Below are 17,472 nucleotides of genomic sequence, written 5' to 3' on the forward strand. Positions count from 1 at the left end.
ATAAAGATATTGATACAGTCTATGGCGGCTGGAGTGGATAAACTATTGTTAAAAGACTTAATTGTGAAACAAAAGGCTGGCCTGATGGTTTTTCAATTTTAAAGGGAATATGACAAAGGGTTAAAACGCTAAAACTTTGCCTACAATTTTGGAATGATAGTTTTGAGCAAGAATTAGAGAAAATATCGAATAACAAAATTTTATATGTCATTCGCTTATCAATAGAATAGAAATAATTTAGGGTAATAAAATAGGCTGGAAATTATTTGGTGTATTGTTAATAGGACTGCTATGTTTTCATTGTCTGTGTGGTTTATATTCGAGCAAATCAAATCGTAAGAATACGACTAATTGACTATAGTCATTCATGTACAATTTTCGATAATCTATTCAAAAAGGGATGAGCGGTGAATACTAGAATTATGAAGTACCCTTGGGTTGAAAGTGCCAATAAAATTTTCAGAGTCGTTCTATTAGTGCAATGGTTGATTTCTGCACTTATTGGCTTAATGACCTCGAATTGGCTGCCACCGTTTTTAATTGGCTTACCTATACTTATTCTTCCAATAATACTTAGTTTTACTCATGCAAGCTCGGTAATGAGTCGATATGCTTTTGCTATTGCAGTGCAATTATTTGCGGCATTACATATTCAACAAACTTATGGAATGACAGAGCTACATTTTGAAATATTTGTGGTACTAGCTTTTCTTTCATACTTTAGAGATTGGAAGGTCATAGCGTTAAGTACAGCCGTTGTAGCCGTTCACCATATTTTGTTTTTTATAGTACAAAGTAATGGTGGTAGTTTAGTGGTGTTTGAAGACAATCGCCTTACTTTCTATATTTTGCTTATTCATGCTGTATTTGCAATTGTTGAGGGCGTGTTACTGGGGGTCATGGCTAAGATTAGTTTTGAGGAATCAAAAGGTCCACTGATCTTAAACGATATTGTATCAAAGATTATGCTACAAAAAGAGGTGCTTGATTTAACTGTTGACATTCCAGAGCAGACTAAAAACATTTTTAATTTCCGGCGCTTAATTATTGCATTTAAAGACTTGATTGCTGAGTCTAATGTACTTAGCCGAAATGTTTTTTCGCTAGTCCAAAAAGTCAATAATTCTTCTGACACATTAAGTGATTCGGTAAAATTGAGTGCAGAACGAGTGCAAGATATTGCATCATCAATAATGGAGATAAGCTCAAGTGTAGAAGATGTAGCCGAACATTCAACCCAATCAAGTGTTTATACAGAACAAGCTAAAAATAATACTACTGATACTAAAAAAGCTATTTATCAGTCAAGTCAGAATGTATTAAAGCTAAGGGATACCCTTTCTTCTGCGTCTACTGAAATTGAAGATTTGAGCTTTAAGTGTAATAACATCGCAGAAGTGATGCAGTCAATTAAGTCTGTAGCAGAGCAAACTAACTTGTTAGCTTTAAATGCTGCGATAGAATCAGCTAGAGCAGGAGAGCATGGCAGGGGATTTGCTGTGGTAGCAGATGAAGTTCGTAATCTCGCAATTAAGTCTAAAAATAGTGCTGAAGAAATAGAAAAAATCACATCAGATCTTATTGTCAGCGCCAATAAATCTGTCATTGAGATGAATGACTGTGTTGCCATTGTGGATGAAGCTGCTCAGTCTACTGATACGACTATGTTGAGTATGGATCGAGTAATAGAAGACTTCGAAAAAATCTCTGATAATATAGCTAGAGTGGCCACTTCTGCTGATTTACAGAGCAAAAAAGTGAGGTCTATTGTGGATTCAACACAGCTACTCAGTGAATTGTCAGAAAAAGAGCAAGTAGATGTTATCGCTATGAGTGAAGATGCTCAAAAGTTGAGTGAGTTATGCGAGGCCCTCGACAGTCAGCTTAAACAATTTTCTGTTTCGTGATTTATGTTTATAAAGTGGCTTGTTACTTTTTGGTTTTTATCATGTTTAGCTGGGGTTCTTTATCTATCGGAAAACCAGTTAACTGACTTCGATCCCGAGCTAAAACTATCAACCGCCATAGCAGACACAGGTTACGAACAAAAACTATTAAATCAACTGCAAAAAATTCACCCTGATATTGATAAATCTTTATTACATTTCACGAATAAAAACTGTTTCTGCGAAACTATAGCAGACAACCATATCCGGCAATTTTCTGCTGATATGGATGTTCAAGGTTTTAAAAGTATCTACATTGATTTGCATCAATTTCCAGAGTTGGCAGATTATATTCCATCGACTCCATCAGTCGCAATTGTCGGGATGTTTAAGGAGTTAATTTATTTAGGTCCATATTCAGAAGGTTATGCTTGCCTACAAAGCACTAGTTTAGTCGATGGGCTGATAACCAAGATAAATAGTATCTCTATTGAAAATACAATCTTGGTAACAGAAGCCAAAGGTTGCTATTGCAATACCTAAAGTGATGTAAAGAATCATGTCATCATTAATTGCAATTAATAGCACAGATACCTTAATTAATATGACTATACTTAAGTCAAATGAGGTTTTGCTATCTAGCAATAACTTGCGAACTGTAATAGTTGTTGATGTTAGAGGGACGCATTTAGGTCTTATCTGAATCTCAATAATTACCCCATAAGGAAACGGCTCATGTCATCTCAAACTCGCTTAGAAATGTTAAAAAAAATACAAACGGGAAAAGGTTTTATTGCTGCATTTGACCAAAGTACTGGCAGTATAAAAAGCTCGTTACAGCTATATGGCATAGCTGAGAGCCAATATTCAGGTGATAAGGAAATGTTGGCAAAAGTGCATAAAATGAATACTCGGATTATCACCAGTGAAGCCTTTTCTGGAGAGCGGATTTTAGCGGCTATTTTGTTTGAAAATACTTTAGATAATGAAATAGCAGGTTTGCCATCTGCAGATTATTTATGGCAAAACAAAAAGGTAGTGCCCTTTTTGAAAGTTGATATAGGTTTAGATGCTGAATATAAAGGCGTGCAACTAATGCAGCCAATTCGCCGTTTGAATGACTTATTAGATAAAGCTGTCGGCAAAAATGTGTTTGGCTGCAAAATGCGTTCTTTGATCCGATTGGCCAATTATACTGGTATTCACCTTCTAGTCGACCAGCAATTTGCTATTGCTGCCCGAGTGTTAGCAAGAGGTTTAGTGCCAATAATAGAGCCAGAAATTGATATTTATAGTGCAGATAAAGGTGCGGCAGAGCCTGTATTACGAGAAATTTTGTTGCAACAATTGGATGCTCTACCTGCTCCTCAACAAGTGATCTTAAAATTGACCCTGCCCAATATTGCAGGTTTTTATGACAAACTAGTCTCTCACCCCAGAGTATTGAAAGTGGTGGCTTTGTCTGGCGGTTATAGCCGCGAAAAGGCCAATCGTCTGTTGGCTGAAAATACCGGTATGGTGGCGAGTTTTTCTAGAGCCTTATCTGAAGAGTTATTTGATCTTATGTCTCATGATGAATTTGAGTCGACCATAAATGAGTCGATAGATAGTATTTATCAGGCGTCGAATAATTAAAGTTGTATTAGGACTGTTGTGGCTTGGCCAATAACAGTCGTTAATCTTATTGTGTAACTGTTAGGTTTAGATTGCATTAAGAGACTTTCTTACAAAATCTAACACTTGATAGACAAAAACTTGCTACTTAATTATTTTCTTTAGGGTAAATTATTGCCATCCAGTTTACTTCTAACTTAAGGTTTACATCGATGAATAGAAAATTAACATTTTTGCTATTATTAGCTTTTACCGCATCGCTCTCTATTAGCGCTTTTGCTGACACTCTTACCAACCCCCACAGTTTTGGTGGCCATATTGCTTCCGGGGGAATTGAATTTAACAATTCAACTGCCGATGGTGACGGAGTTGCTCAGGTTTATGGCTTTTATAATTATGCAATCACAGAAAACTTTGCATTAGAAGTGGGTTTAAATATAGGCGCTGATGTGGATGATTGGGAATGTTATGAAGATAGGCATGATGATTGGCATTGCTCAACAAATAATAATGATTCTTTATTTGGCTTGGAGGTAAATGAGGTGGAGTATTCCAACTTAGTGGCTGCGGTGAAAGGCCTTGTGCCAGTTACTCAACGCAATAGCCTTTATGCAAAAGTTGGCGCTCAATTATATAATTATGAACTTAATCGCCGACATAGAACGGTAATTGATGATGATGGTGTTGGTTTATATTTAGCTGTGGGCTGGCAATATGAGTGGGATATGGGCATAGGTATGAGCGCGGGTTTTGAAAAATTTGATATGGACGATCTTGTGTCTACTACCGCTAATGTTGGGATTAGCTATAACTTTTAAACTCAATGATTGTATTTGTTGATATGGGCCACTTTATGTGGCCTTTTTATTGCTCATTATTTATAACTGATTTAAGTAATAGCTAGGGATACCAGGGCGTTACGTCTTGAAACAGCTTGGCTAAATAACTTTACACAACCTTGACATATCTAAAGGTTTTTTTGTGCTTTAATTCTTACATTGGGACACTCGTCCTTATTTTGACAAGGTATAGGGAATAATGAAATTACAAACTGTTGGTAAAGCGACGACTCTTGTTCTACTCGCTGCGGTTTTGTACTGGTGGTGGGTACCGGAACAAACTAATGAGCAAATTAAATATCACACTCAGGAAGTCACCCTAGGCAAAATTGAAAGTACGGTGAATTCTTCAGGTTCTATTTCACCTGTTGTAACTGTTGATGTGGGATCTGAGTTGTCAGGCTTGATTTCACAACTTAATGTAGACTTTAATGATGTGGTCACCAGCGGCCAAGTTATTGCGCGTATCGATGATCGCACTGTGCAATCTAAGTTACGCCAAAGTGAGGCTGATTTAGCGTCTGCACGAGCCTCCTTAGTACAGTTGCAAGCCGGACTTAAAAAAGCCGAAACAGAACATAAATTAGCTGAACGAGAATACCAGCGTACTCGTGAATTACGTGAAAAAAACTTAGTTAGCGCCTCAGTGTTAGATATTAGTGAAACCTCATACCAACTTTCTCAGGTAAGTATTGAAACTGCCAAAGCAGCAATTTTAGTGGGAGAGTCTAGAGTTCAACAGTCTATCTCCAGTTTAGAACAAGCCAAACTAGACATAGATAGAACTTATATTCGCTCGCCTGTCGATGGAGTGGTGATTGATCGCCAAGTGGACAAAGGCCAAGCGGTATCGGCAAGTTTATCTGCTCCGACTCTTTTTTCAATTGCCCAAGATTTGGTTTCTATGCAAATAGAAACTGATGTGGATGAAGCCGATATTGGTCGGATTAAACAAAATCAGCAGGTGAAGTTTACTGTTGATGCATACCCAGAACGTAAGTTTACTGGGATTGTTACGCAAGTGCGTAAATCGGCCACAGTGACCAATAACGTAGTGACGTACAAAGTGATTATTAGTCTTGAAAATAAAGATTTGTTATTACTGCCAGGTATGACAGCCAACGTTGATATTATTTTAGGCCATAGAGATAACGTGTTGCGGGTCAGTAACTCTGCGTTACGTTTTACGCCTGAAGGCCAATCCACAGGCGGCCAGGGTAATGGCCGAGATATGTCTTCTAAGGTAGAGCAACTAGCGGAACAACTTAAGTTAACCCCAGAGCAACAGACACAAATGGCTGAGGCCTTAGCTAGTATGCAAGAAAATATGTCGGCAGCAAGAGAGGCTGCTCGTGGTGATCAAGGAGGTGGTGGCCGAGCACCAGGTGGTAACGATGTTATGAAAAAAATTCGTAGTCAATTGGATATTGAGTTACGTGGATTTTTAACGCCTGAACAAATGGAACAATACCAAGGATTAAATCAACAGCGTCGTAAACCTCGTGAAACGAAAGAAGGTAATGATAATTTTCAACGAGGAGTCGTATGGGTGCTACGTGATGAGCAGCCCAAACGTATTAATGTCAGAGTGGGCATTGCTGACTTAGAGTATAGCGAGATACAGTCTGAAGACCTGCAAGCTGGTGATTTAGTGATTGTTCGTGCACAAAGAGTAAGCAGCTAATGTCACCTGCACTAATTACGGTTAAACAAGCCAAAAAAATCTATCAAATGGGCGAGGAAAAAGTCTATGCATTAAAAGGCGTTGACTTACAAATTGAGCAGGGTGAATTTGTTGCTATTATGGGATCATCAGGCTCAGGTAAATCCACAATGATGAATTTATTGGGCTGTTTAGATATTGCCAGTGAAGGCAGTATTGCCATAGATGGTATTGAGCTTTCTCATTTATCTAAAAATGAGCTGGCAACTATTCGTAATCAACGTATCGGTTTTGTCTTTCAACAGTTCAACTTGTTGCCACGCACTAGTGCTCTCGACAATGTGACCTTGCCTTTATTGTATAGCCAAGTGCCTGAATCAGACTGGCCAAAGCGGGCTAAAAGTTGTTTAGAACAAGTGGGTTTAGGTAGTCGTATGGATCATCATCCGTCGCAATTATCTGGCGGGCAACAGCAACGTGTGGCTATTGCTAGAGCTTTGGTTAACGAGCCTGTAATGATATTAGCTGATGAACCAACGGGGGCTTTAGACACGCAAACAGGTTTAGAAGTGATGGCTTTATTTCAACAGCTCAATCAGCAAGGCAAAACCATAATATTAGTCACCCATGAACCTGAAATTGCCGAATTTGCTAAACGTAAATTAACCTTTCGTGATGGTGAATTGGTGGCTGATGAAACCAATCCACAGCCCAAATTAGCAAGTGAGGGATTGCTAAAATGAGGATTTTTATATTATTAAAAACTGCCAGTACTGCATTACGCGTCAATTTGTTACGTAGTTTTTTAACTATGTTAGGCATTATTATTGGTGTCTCGGCGGTAATTATTATGGTGGCTATGGGCGCGGGGGCGCAACAAAAAGTTGACGAACAAATTAAGTCCTTGGGTGGTAATGTATTTTTTGTTACTGGGGCTCGTCGCTCTAGTGGTGGAGCGCGTGCTGCATCTGTAGTCAAAATTAATGAAAACGATGCAAATTTGATTGAAAGCCAAGTGCCGGGTGTTGAAGCAGCTGCGCCATATTTATCGTCGAATGGGCAAATTATTTATGGTAATCTGAATTGGTCAACAGAGATCAGCGGTATTGATAACCGTTATTTTTTAGTGCGAGACTGGCCTATAGCTTCAGGTCGTGAGTTTACTACTCAAGAGATCAACAGCGGGGCGAAAGTAGCCATTATTGGTGAGCGGTTGCGGCTAGAGTTATTTGGTGTCAGTGAAGCCATAGGTCAGACCATGCGGGTAAAAAACTTCAATGTAACGGTTGTCGGAATATTAGAAGCGAAAGGCCAAGATGCCCGTGGCGAAGACCAAGATGATGTGATTTTTTTACCCATCAAAACAGTACGTAACAAAATTACAGGTATAGATTCAACCAATCCTAAGTCAGTGCGTTTTATTCAAGTTAGTGCCTATGATGGTGAAGACATGGATTATATTGAAGCCGAAATGTCACGGCTATTAAGACAAAGAATGCGTATACCCGTTAACGGTGATGATTTGTTTAGGATCCGCAATGTCTCTGAAATGATAGCCACACGTGCTGAGACCATGCAAGTGTTTAATACTTTATTGGCTTGGGTTGCTTCAGTTAGTTTAGTGGTAGGGGGCATTGGCATCATGAATATTATGTTGGTGTCTGTAACTGAACGTACTCGTGAAATAGGTTTACGTATGGCTGTAGGAGCAAAACCTGCAGATATACTGAAACAGTTTTTAATCGAGTCTATTGTGTTGTGTGGCTTGGGTGGCGGCATAGGCGTTATTATCGCTTACCTATTTGTATTCTTGGGTAACAATTATGGCATTGGTGCTGGTGGTGTGATTAATTCCGATGTGGTGTTAATGAGTTTGGGGTTTTCGGCTTTTATTGGGGTGTTTTTTGGCTATTATCCTGCTTTAAAAGCGTCACGTTTAGAACCCATTGATGCACTCAGGTACGAATAAGCTAAACCTCAAACATTAAGTACAAGATGATTATTCATATTGTACTTAAATATTAAAACGTTTTAAAAGGTGTTTTACATAGTTACAAATGGCAAAATAGCAGACTACTATTTTTTATTCAGTTGAGTGTTGTCATTTGAAGTATTCACAAAGGGCCCTAGCCATTTCTCCTTTTTTTGCTATGGCTTTTAGTGAAAAAGCCGCTCGTTTAGAAGCCCAAGGCAAACATGTTGTTAAGTTGAATATAGGTGAACCTGATTTTGGTGCGCCACCTGCTGTATCAAGTGCAATGCAACAACTGGCGACTGATGCGCCTTTACCCTACACCTCAGCTCTAGGCCTACCAGAGCTCCGTGCGGCTATTGCTAATTTTTACCGAACCACTCATCAAGTAGAGATCGATCCCAAGCGTGTTGTGGTGACTGCTGGAGCATCAGCAGCTTTGCTATTGTTATCAGCTGCTTTTGTAGATGAAGGCGACCAAGTGATTATGGCTGATCCTTCCTATCCTTGTAATAAGGAGTTTATAAAAGGTTTTGGCGGGCAAGTACAATTGGTATCGACTCAAGCTGATACCCATTTTCAGTTAAATAAAAGCTTACTCGAACAACACTGGCAACCCAATACCCGAGGTTTAATGTTAGCTACTCCTTCTAACCCGACTGGCACAGCCATAGCACCAGATGAACTAGCCGCAATGTGTGATTTTGCCCGCAGCAAAGGCGCATGGCGTATTGTGGACGAAATCTACCTCAACTTACATCATGGCGAAGATGGTTCACAGCCCATAACCGCTTTATCTGTTGACGATGAGGCGTTGGTGATCAACAGCTTTTCAAAGTATTTTGGTATGACAGGCTGGCGATTAGGTTGGTGCGTGGTACCGGAACAAGCAGTGGATGTGATGGAGAGACTGGCACAAAATTATTATATTTGCCCATCGACCTTAGCGCAAAAAGCGGCTTTACAATGTTTTACTCCTGAGTCTATTGCAGTGTGCGAATCACGACGTGCTCAGCTTATTTCCCGCAAAAAATTGGTATTAGCCGGATTAGAAAAATGTGGTTTACCCGTGCCGGTTCATCCTGATGGTGCCTTTTACCTGTATATTGATGTGACGACTACAGGACTGTCGGCAATGGACTTTTGTGAACAAGTATTACAACAAGCCCATGTTGCTCTAACTCCAAGCAATGACTTTAGCGAACAAAACGACAAACAGTTTGTACGTTTGTCTTTTGCTTCTGCCGAGTCAGAGCTTGAAGAAGGTTTGCGGCGCTTGGCAATTTTTATGGCCAGTTTACATAACTAAAAGCTCACAGAGTTAACAGTGCCAAAGAATATTATCAGTCTTGCAACCACTGAGTGACTTGCTCTTTGCTGGGGATCCCACCTTTATGCACCACAGTTTCATTCATCACAACTGCTGGAGTAGACATGACGCTATAGGCCATGATTTGAGCGGGATCTTCTACCTTTTCAACTGTCACTTCTACAGCTAGTGCGTTAGCGGTTGATTGAATCAGCTGCACTGTGTTTTTACATTTTGTGCAGCCACTGCCTAATACTTTAAAAATTTTCATTTTTGACTCCTTTGATAGATTTTATAACAGAAATAATAAGCTATTGAGGATCCATCCCATCATTGTGAATGACACTAACAGCATGGCAAATAGAGTGGCGAGTAAGCGCCACTGCATAACTTGTTTAAGTAAAATAAACTCAGGAAAACTTGCGGCGACTGTACTCATACAAAACGCTAGTGCAGTGCCAATGGGCAGGCCATTGGTGATTAAACTTTCCATAACAGGTATCACACCAGTGGCATTAGAGTACAAAGGAATACCTACCAATACCGCTGCAGGAACCGACCACCATTCTCCCGCACCAAGATGTTCTTCTATCCAGCCATTTGGTACAAAGCCATGTAAGGCGGCACCTAACCCGACACCTATTATGACCCATTTCCAGACCCGGCCAAATATCTCTAAAGCTTCGGCTTTAGCAAAGTTATGACGTTGCTTGAAGGTTAACTTAAGGCTTGTAGAGTCGGTGCTAACCGTTTGCTCTGCACGGCCATTTTGTAGGGCTTTTGCCGCAAAGGATTGTAACCAACGCTCTGCTCGAATACTGTCAAGAAATAGACCACCTAATATGCCAACCAGCATACCGACAACAACGTAGGCTAGGGTGAGCTTCCAGCCAAGTAGGCTCAATAATAGTAAAACAGCCACTTCATTAATCAGAGGTGAGGTTATTAAAAACGCCATGGTAATACCCACTGGGATCCCTGCAGAAGTAAAGCCTAGAAATACAGGAATACTTGAGCAGGAACAAAATGGCGTAATGGCACCAAACCCAGAAGCCAATAAGTAGCTAACGCCTCGATTTCTGCCTGCTAAAAAATCACGGACTTTTTCAACATTTATAGAAGCGCGCATTAAAGCGATAAGGTAAATCATCACCAGAAGTAGCACAAAAATTTTGCTCACATCTTCCACAAAGAAATGTAAGGCATCGCCTAACTTTGTAGCGGATGATAATCCCATCAAGTCGTATACTAACCAACTGGCTAAATCTGTAAAAATTTGGAACATAGTGCGTCTCTCTTACCTGTTATTAATGTAGACGCATTAATACAAAAAAGGATGCACAATTATTTTAATTATTGATAGGGCAAGTAAATCAGTCTGGCTTGGTATAGCCGCAAACTTTGCCATTTTCGTCAAACTGCACATGACAATGTTGTTCGATAGCATCACGCAGTCGCTGTCGAACTCTAAGCAAACGAGCTTTAGCCGCTGGCAATGAAATACCTTGGGTTTGTGCATAGTTTTTCACAGTGTTATTACTTAGATCGCAGCACTCGACTATGTCTTTATCTGATTCAGGCAGGCGAGCCAAATTGCGACTGACACATTCGCTAAGTAAGGTTATGCTGTCAAAATCATGCTCTGGTTGGCAGATATCTGAGGATAATTCAACGGTTTGCTTTTGTTGGCGGTTGTAATCGACAAGTACATTACGAGTAACACGAAATAACCATGCTCTAGGTTGGCTGATACTACAAAACTTATGTCCTTGCTGAACTAGCCGTAATATGACTTCTTGTAATAGATCTTCTGCCACTATGACGTTAGACACTCTTTTACGCAAAAATGCTCTCAGCTCTGATTCGTGGTCTCGAATCGCTTGGGTTATACATTTCACTGTATTCTAAACCGTTTAAAACTGCTTCAAAGTTGTGGGGTCGTAATCATCGGCATGTAACGTGACATTATACTGCTCGGCTAGTACGTCAAGCTCAGCTTGTTGCACTGCTAATTCGTCCATCACGATTGTGTTGTCGTCCAATTCCCATAACTGGCGAGAGCCCGCATAACAATAGTGCAGCGCTAATAGAGCATCCACATTGCCTTTCTTGCTAGCCGCTTTTAGTTTTAGCATCTTGCGGTTTATTTTGGTCAGGCTCTGTTTCAATTCCCACACATATACTACCTCGGTCATAAAATCGTGTTGCCGGTATTTATGTAGTACCCAAGCTATAGAGATACATGTGATGACAACACCGGCTAAATTCCAATGAAAATGGCTACCACTTTCATCTGGAAATAAGTGAATCAATAATTGTGAAATACCTAAGCAGCCAATGATTAAACTCGCGATACATGCCGTGATAACAATGTTTAAATGTTTACGATAACGTGTTTTATTGATCCCAATGAGTTGCATAATGACCTAAAAGTAAATGTGAAATAGATAAAAACTGATTATGCCATTAGATGCTGTCTGTTGGAGCCTATAATCACAATTATTATGGTCTGTTATCTGTTATCTGTTATCTGTTTTTAGTTGCTGTTTGATTAACAAAAGCTCTTTAGTTAATTTTTCAAAAGAAGAACTTTGTGCAGTACTCAGTAGATCTTCTTGTTGTAATGGATCCTTGGTCAGATCAAACAACATTTGTCTTTCACCTTCAGGTACAACTAATGAGTATTGGCTATCTCTGACTGCCCAGCCAAAAGTTGGGCCTTTTTTGTTTGATTTTCCACTCGAAAATTGTTCCACATAAATATGTTTTCTTGGTACTGCTTGGCCACTAAAACTAGGGCTGAAATCAATAGAATCTAACGCTTTAGACTTAGCCCCTGTGATTGAGGCGATAGTGGCGTACAGGTCCGTACTATTGACTAACACATTCGATTTCCCTTGTTGGATTTTAGGTCCTTGTACAATGAGAGGTACACGGGTGCCACCGTCAAAAATGCTGCCTTTAGCTCCTCGGTTTTTATACAATTTTCGTGCAACTTGGCCGGGAGAACCATTATCTCCAACAAAAATAACTACAGTGTTTTGTCTTTCATTTGCAGATAATGATGCTAACAAGCGACCCATTTCTGTATCCAGAGCCTGTAATGCCGCATTAAAATAGGGTAAAGGGTTTTGTTTTATGGCTCTGGCGTCGTTTGCAGGTAATTTGTCTACTGTAAGCAACTCTTTTGGGGGTAGATGAAAAGGAACGTGTGGTGCGTTATATGCTAACCACAAGAACCATGGCTTCGTTTGTTTAGAAAGCCAATCAATTGCATAATCAGTTAGTACGCTAGTTGCGTAGCCAGTGATATTCTTTTCCTGTCCATTGTGCACAGCACTCCAGGTTTCATAGTCTTTAACCCCACCTCTATAGGGGCCGAAATATTCATTGATGCCAAATTTCGCTGGCTGATTCAAGCCATCTTTTTCGGTGGCTAAATGCCATTTACCCACTAGAGCACTGCTGTAACCTTGTTGCGATACTAATTCAAATAAACTCTCTTGTTGGTTGGAAATACTATCCTGTTTACGAGACATCGCAAAACCAACCCCGGTCCTGAATCCATAGTTGCCGGTGAGAATCGTCGCTCGGGTAGGGGAGCAAGTCGGCGCCGCATAAGCATGATTAAAAGTCATACCTATGGCGCAAAGTTGCTCTAAATTTGGCATGCTAGCTTGTTGCGTTCCTACTTGGTAACAAGCACTTGCATCTAAGCCCATATCGTCAGCAATCACTAATAAAACATTAGGTTTTTGTGTTGGGGTAGCCTGCAGATGGAATGAGCATAAACTCAACAAAAAACAACAAATAGGTAGTAGGATTTTCATTAAAAATTATCCGTATTCTTTTTCTGTTTGTTTGGGCGGTTTATACCAGAGTTTTGCTCTCTACCTCTACGTTTTTTGTTAAACGAAGGCTCAGGTTCACCAGATAAACAGGCTAAAATCCAAGGATAAACATCTGTTACATAGTAACCATATTGGCCATTTACTGTCATACCATTACATTGGTCTAAATCACCGTGGGCTGTAAATTCATAATCATCAATGTACATACCATCATATTGTCCACCAGGATCACTTTCAGATTTTGGTCGTTGGCCATTTTTCAATGAATAACCTGATTGAGCTTTACGAACTTTGCCGTCTTCATCTTTAAAAAAACTACCAAAAATAGGGAAGCCATCAGCAGCAAAACCTATTACTGGCGAGCCTTGTTTAGTAGGAGTTTGATCAAATAGGGCCATAGGATTGCCATGATAATGGTATACGCCACCAGGTTGTACATGGGCATTATGTTCATCAGTGCCAAAGCCAGCACCTGGACCGAGTGGATCTGTGACCCATTTATCATTAGGTTTACAGCCTATTTTTACATTGCCATATTTGTCCGTACGTTTACCATCTGGACGATAACAACCAGCGGATAATATATCGACTACCACACCGTTCAACATTACAGCTTGATAACTTCTGTGACCTAATGGAGTAGGATTGTCGGCTAATGTAGGTTTGATAGGAATAACAAATTCTTGGGCGATTTCAGTCACAGGAGTCACAAACCGGGCGTTTTCATCGTTGAAGTTGTGATTAGGGATATTGTTAGAATTGATCGTGCAGGTATCTTGCTTATATTGAATATCTAGCTTGCCAGAAAATTGTTTTTTGTTTTGAATATCGGTAACTGAAGACACGTAATTATTCACGTAATCAATACAACTACCTGAAGTATTACCAAGTATTAGATCGGTAATGTCTATTTTCCCAATATGTTTAGCTGAGGTATGACTGCTATTTGCTTCGGCATGCACCGCGACATAGGTAACTAAACTTAAACACAAAGATAAGCTCAGTAAACGAATTGCTAATTGCACAATAATCTCTCTTAATAATAACCAAAACTAAGGCACAGTCTTGAAGAGGAGAGGTGATAAGTCAAAGGCCTTTACAGTTATTTTACAAGCCTAGGTGATTAAACTAGACGGCTGAGTGTACTGGTTAAAAGAGATTTCGCCTCATATCGTTATTCGCTGCACTAGAAAGGATCTATCGTTAGTGTGTTCTTTAATCGACATCTCTTTGGTAGTTAATGTTAGAAAAGGTTATCAAACTTTCAATGATCCCTTGGACGGCATAGAAGTTAGCCCAATCATTTGAATTATCGACATTTACTCTAGTTTGTGGATCTTGAGCTTGTAGGTAATTACCGAATTTAAGATATGACTCGGTGCTATCTTCAACAGTTCGTGAAAAGCTTTCGCCGAAAGCAGAAACTGTGACAAAACCATGATCGTTTATCACTCTAAAATCAATTGTTTGCCCACTGATTATGGTGCTTAACAATTGTTTGTCTTCGCCTGAGCCATCTTCCCTTGCTAACCTAACATACACATCAAAAATCCCATTACTGGCAACACTATCACTTTCGACACCAGCAGTATTGGCAGTAAACCCTGATTCACTGGTATCAGCAACATAGAGTTTCATTATGGTACCTGTATCACTGGCATGGTGCTGAGCAATTATTGTTTTAGATCCATCAGACATTTCTATTTTTATATTGGCTTGGAAGTCTTCGTACACTTCTGTCATAGCGACACGCTTTTCTGATTTGATTTTAAGCTCGTGTCTCCAACCATTGCCGTTTGGTGTGACATGTTGCTCGCGTAAAGCATCAAATTCCATATTATCACCCACTCTTGGATCTGCACCTTCTCTATCCCAGTTGCTCATATCAAATACACCAAGAGTGGTATGAACATCTTGTTTATCAGGATCTTCTACTTGTTCAGTTTCAGTAGGAGATACATTGATACTCCCATCTTTAACTGCAGAACTGCCACTACATGCGCATAAAAACAATGAAACAAAAGATACAACCACAACACTTAAAGACATATACAACATAACAATCACCTAGACATTAATCGCCCGAACCTGAGCTTATTTAAAAGAGAACAATTTAAGAAATGCATCGTGTAATTCAAATAAAAAAGCGAGCAATATACAAATTGGTAATAACTATAACATTAATTAAATATCTGTTGGTAATAACATCATTTAAACAAATGACCAATATAGACATTACCAATTTTTAAAATTCCAAGTAACACTTTTTAAAGCAATAAAAAAAGGCCACCGAAGTGACCTTTTTTGAATCATTTAATGTCTAGGACAATTAAAGGATTTTAGTGACGACCGCCAGTGATGGCGGAAGTACCGATTATGCAGGAGCAATCATCTGCCTACGCCAGCACACTATTCAACTGATGTATGTCACACATCCATGATGATCATCACCCAGAAAAAACATACTTGTTTTTCCGTTCAATCAGGCGTTGCTGCGCAACTAAAAATTCTGATTTCACCCCTTCGGGGCCATGCTGCGCATGTTCACCAAGATTTGTAGGAACAAATCAGAACAGCTTTAGCTGGCCTGCGTAGCAGGTGAGTCACATGGACGTGACGAATACTTTTGTTCCAGACAAAATAGTCTCGGAGTATCCGCTTGGGGCCGTACTGTAGATGCTGGCTCCCATAAAAAAAGGCCACCGAAGTGACCTTTTTTGAATCATTTAATGTCTATGACAATTAAAGGATTTTAGTGACGACCGCCAGGGATGGCGGAAGTACCGATTATGCAGGAGCAATCATCTGCCTACGCCAGCACACTATTCAACTGATGTATGTCACACATCCATGATGATCATCACCCAGAAAAAACATCCTTGTTTTTCCGTTCAATCAGGCGTTGCTGCGCAACTAAAAATTCTGATTTCACCCCTTCGGGGCCATGCTGCGCATGTTCACCAAGATTTGTAGGAACAAATCAGAACAGCTTTAGCTGGCCTGCGTAGCAGGTGAGTCACATGGACGTGACGAATACTTTTGTTCCAGACAAAATAGTCACGGAGTATCCGCTTGGGGCCGTACTGTAGATGCTGGCTCCCATAAAAAAAGGCCACCGAAGTGACCTTTCTTGAATCATTTAATGTCTATGACAATTAAAGGATTTTAGCTACAACGCCAGCACCAACAGTACGGCCACCTTCACGGATAGCGAAGCGTAAACCTTCGTCCATCGCGATTGGGTTGATTAGTTCAACTTTAAATTTCAAGTTGTCACCAGGCATCACCATTTCTACGCCTTCAGGAAGCTCTACAGCACCTGTTACGTCAGTTGTACGGAAGTAGAACTGTGGACGGTAACCTTTGAAGAATGGAGTATGACGGCCACCTTCATCTTTAGACAATACATAAACTTCTGCTTCGAAGCTTGTGTGTGGGTTGATAGAACCAGGCTTAGCTAGTACTTGACCACGTTCTACGTCTTCACGTTTAGTACCACGTAAAAGTGCACCAACGTTCTCACCAGCACGACCTTCGTCTAGAAGCTTACGGAACATTTCAACACCAGTACAAGTAGATTTAGTTGTATCTTTGATACCAACGATTTCTACTTCATCACCTGTGCGTAAAATACCACGCTCAACACGACCAGTTACAACCGTACCACGACCAGAGATTGAGAAAACATCTTCAATAGGAAGTAGGAAAGGCTTATCAACATCACGCTCTGGCTCTGGGATATATGTATCTAGCGCTTCAGCTAGTTCAATGATTTTCGCTTCCCATTCTGCTTCGCCTTCAAGAGCTTTAAGAGCAGAACCTTGGATAACAGGAAGGTCGTCACCAGGGAATTCGTATTCAGAAAGTAATTCACGTACTTCCATTTCTACCAATTCTAGTAATTCTTCGTCGTCAACCATGTCACATTTGTTCATGAAAACAACCATGTAAGGAACGCCAACCTGACGACCTAACAAGATGTGCTCACGAGTTTGTGGCATAGGACCATCTGTAGCAGCAACAACCAAAATCGCGCCATCCATTTGAGCAGCACCAGTGATCATGTTTTTAACATAATCGGCGTGACCAGGACAATCTACGTGTGCGTAGTGACGAGTAGGGGTGTCATATTCAACGTGAGACGTTGAAATAGTAATACCACGCTCGCGTTCTTCAGGAGCATTATCGATTTGATCGAAAGCTGATGCATCACCACCGTAAGTTTTTGCCAATACAGTTGTGATAGCTGCTGTTAATGTTGTTTTACCGTGGTCAACGTGGCCGATAGTACCGACGTTTACATGCGGTTTAGTACGTTCAAACTTTGCTTTTGCCATT

General features: G+C 40.2%; 16 protein-coding genes. 8 read left to right on the forward strand and 8 right to left on the reverse strand.

Features of this window, described 5'->3' with window-relative positions:
• Positions 1-407 precede the first annotated feature (407 nt).
• The 8 genes from GQR87_RS03455 to GQR87_RS03490 all read left to right on the forward strand — a co-directional run bounded on the left by GQR87_RS03455 (position 408) and on the right by GQR87_RS03490 (position 9,283).
• Positions 408-1,907: a methyl-accepting chemotaxis protein gene (locus GQR87_RS03455; RefSeq protein ID WP_158966580.1), complete on the forward strand. Its 1,500-nt coding sequence runs from the start codon at positions 408-410 to the stop codon at positions 1,905-1,907.
• 3 nt (positions 1,908-1,910) lie between these two features.
• A complete protein-coding gene (locus GQR87_RS03460; protein WP_158966582.1) occupies positions 1,911-2,429 on the forward strand; it encodes a DUF6436 domain-containing protein in 519 nt (172 codons plus the stop codon).
• Between the two features lie 192 nt (positions 2,430-2,621).
• Positions 2,622-3,521: a fructose bisphosphate aldolase gene (locus GQR87_RS03465; protein ID WP_158966584.1), complete on the forward strand. Its 900-nt coding sequence runs from the start codon at positions 2,622-2,624 to the stop codon at positions 3,519-3,521.
• 191 nt (positions 3,522-3,712) lie between these two features.
• A complete protein-coding gene (locus GQR87_RS03470) occupies positions 3,713-4,318 on the forward strand; it encodes an outer membrane beta-barrel protein (protein ID WP_158966586.1) in 606 nt (201 codons plus the stop codon).
• 220 nt (positions 4,319-4,538) lie between these two features.
• A complete protein-coding gene (locus GQR87_RS03475; protein WP_158966588.1) occupies positions 4,539-6,023 on the forward strand; it encodes an efflux RND transporter periplasmic adaptor subunit in 1,485 nt (494 codons plus the stop codon).
• A complete protein-coding gene (locus GQR87_RS03480; protein ID WP_158966590.1) occupies positions 6,023-6,745 on the forward strand; it encodes an ABC transporter ATP-binding protein in 723 nt (240 codons plus the stop codon). Before GQR87_RS03475 ends, GQR87_RS03480 begins: the two co-directional genes overlap by 1 nt.
• Complete coding sequence (locus tag GQR87_RS03485; protein WP_158966592.1) at positions 6,742-7,971, forward strand: ABC transporter permease; 1,230 nt, start codon at positions 6,742-6,744, stop codon at positions 7,969-7,971. Before GQR87_RS03480 ends, GQR87_RS03485 begins: the two co-directional genes overlap by 4 nt.
• A gap of 136 nt (positions 7,972-8,107) precedes the next feature.
• Positions 8,108-9,283 carry an aminotransferase class I/II-fold pyridoxal phosphate-dependent enzyme gene (locus tag GQR87_RS03490; protein ID WP_158966594.1) on the forward strand — a complete coding sequence of 392 codons (1,176 nt, stop codon included), beginning with the start codon at positions 8,108-8,110 and terminating at the stop codon, positions 9,281-9,283.
• Positions 9,284-9,317: 34 nt separating this feature from the next.
• Here the strand turns inward: GQR87_RS03490 and GQR87_RS03495 are convergent, their stop codons facing one another.
• The 8 genes from GQR87_RS03495 to tuf all read right to left on the reverse strand — a co-directional run bounded on the left by GQR87_RS03495 (position 9,318) and on the right by tuf (position 17,471).
• On the reverse strand, positions 9,318-9,554 hold the full coding sequence (locus GQR87_RS03495; RefSeq protein ID WP_158966596.1) for a thioredoxin family protein: 237 nt from the start codon (positions 9,552-9,554) through the stop codon (positions 9,318-9,320).
• A 21-nt stretch (positions 9,555-9,575) separates the two neighbouring features.
• On the reverse strand, positions 9,576-10,568 hold the full coding sequence (locus tag GQR87_RS03500) for a permease (protein ID WP_158966598.1): 993 nt from the start codon (positions 10,566-10,568) through the stop codon (positions 9,576-9,578).
• Positions 10,569-10,656: 88 nt separating this feature from the next.
• A complete protein-coding gene (locus tag GQR87_RS03505) occupies positions 10,657-11,181 on the reverse strand; it encodes a sigma-70 family RNA polymerase sigma factor (protein WP_158966600.1) in 525 nt (174 codons plus the stop codon).
• 15 nt (positions 11,182-11,196) lie between these two features.
• Positions 11,197-11,703, reverse strand: a complete 507-nt coding sequence (locus GQR87_RS03510) for a DUF3087 domain-containing protein (protein ID WP_158966602.1) — start codon at positions 11,701-11,703, stop codon at positions 11,197-11,199.
• Between the two features lie 99 nt (positions 11,704-11,802).
• Positions 11,803-13,113 carry a sulfatase-like hydrolase/transferase gene (locus tag GQR87_RS03515; protein WP_158966604.1) on the reverse strand — a complete coding sequence of 437 codons (1,311 nt, stop codon included), beginning with the start codon at positions 13,111-13,113 and terminating at the stop codon, positions 11,803-11,805.
• Positions 13,113-14,159 (reverse strand): YHYH protein, encoded by a 1,047-nt coding sequence (locus GQR87_RS03520; RefSeq protein ID WP_158966607.1) that lies wholly within the window; start codon positions 14,157-14,159, stop codon positions 13,113-13,115. The genes GQR87_RS03515 and GQR87_RS03520 overlap by 1 nt, the downstream gene beginning before the upstream one ends.
• A 190-nt stretch (positions 14,160-14,349) precedes the next feature.
• Positions 14,350-15,192 (reverse strand): polysaccharide lyase family 7 protein, encoded by an 843-nt coding sequence (locus GQR87_RS03525; RefSeq protein ID WP_233267391.1) that lies wholly within the window; start codon positions 15,190-15,192, stop codon positions 14,350-14,352.
• A gap of 1,097 nt (positions 15,193-16,289) precedes the next feature.
• Complete coding sequence (tuf, locus tag GQR87_RS03530; protein WP_158966609.1) at positions 16,290-17,471, reverse strand: elongation factor Tu; 1,182 nt, start codon at positions 17,469-17,471, stop codon at positions 16,290-16,292.
• Position 17,472: the final 1 nt, after the last annotated feature.

Origin of the sequence: Paraglaciecola sp. L3A3 (genome assembly GCF_009796765.1) — a bacterium.
GTDB lineage: Bacteria > Pseudomonadota > Gammaproteobacteria > Enterobacterales > Alteromonadaceae > Paraglaciecola.

Coding starts and splice junctions, on each gene's coding strand:
- GQR87_RS03465 (WP_158966584.1), top strand. CDS start 2,622: ATGTCATCTCAAACTCGCTTAGAAATGTTAAAAAAAATACAAACGGGA.
- GQR87_RS03470 (WP_158966586.1), top strand. CDS start 3,713: ATGAATAGAAAATTAACATTTTTGCTATTATTAGCTTTTACCGCATCG.
- GQR87_RS03500 (WP_158966598.1), bottom strand. CDS start 10,568: ATGTTCCAAATTTTTACAGATTTAGCCAGTTGGTTAGTATACGACTTG.
- GQR87_RS03495 (WP_158966596.1), bottom strand. CDS start 9,554: ATGAAAATTTTTAAAGTATTAGGCAGTGGCTGCACAAAATGTAAAAAC.
- GQR87_RS03510 (WP_158966602.1), bottom strand. CDS start 11,703: ATGCAACTCATTGGGATCAATAAAACACGTTATCGTAAACATTTAAAC.
- GQR87_RS03480 (WP_158966590.1), top strand. CDS start 6,023: ATGTCACCTGCACTAATTACGGTTAAACAAGCCAAAAAAATCTATCAA.
- GQR87_RS03475 (WP_158966588.1), top strand. CDS start 4,539: ATGAAATTACAAACTGTTGGTAAAGCGACGACTCTTGTTCTACTCGCT.
- GQR87_RS03525 (WP_233267391.1), bottom strand. CDS start 15,192: ATGTTGTATATGTCTTTAAGTGTTGTGGTTGTATCTTTTGTTTCATTG.
- GQR87_RS03515 (WP_158966604.1), bottom strand. CDS start 13,113: ATGAAAATCCTACTACCTATTTGTTGTTTTTTGTTGAGTTTATGCTCA.
- GQR87_RS03485 (WP_158966592.1), top strand. CDS start 6,742: ATGAGGATTTTTATATTATTAAAAACTGCCAGTACTGCATTACGCGTC.
- tuf (WP_158966609.1), bottom strand. CDS start 17,471: ATGGCAAAAGCAAAGTTTGAACGTACTAAACCGCATGTAAACGTCGGT.
- GQR87_RS03460 (WP_158966582.1), top strand. CDS start 1,911: ATGTTTATAAAGTGGCTTGTTACTTTTTGGTTTTTATCATGTTTAGCT.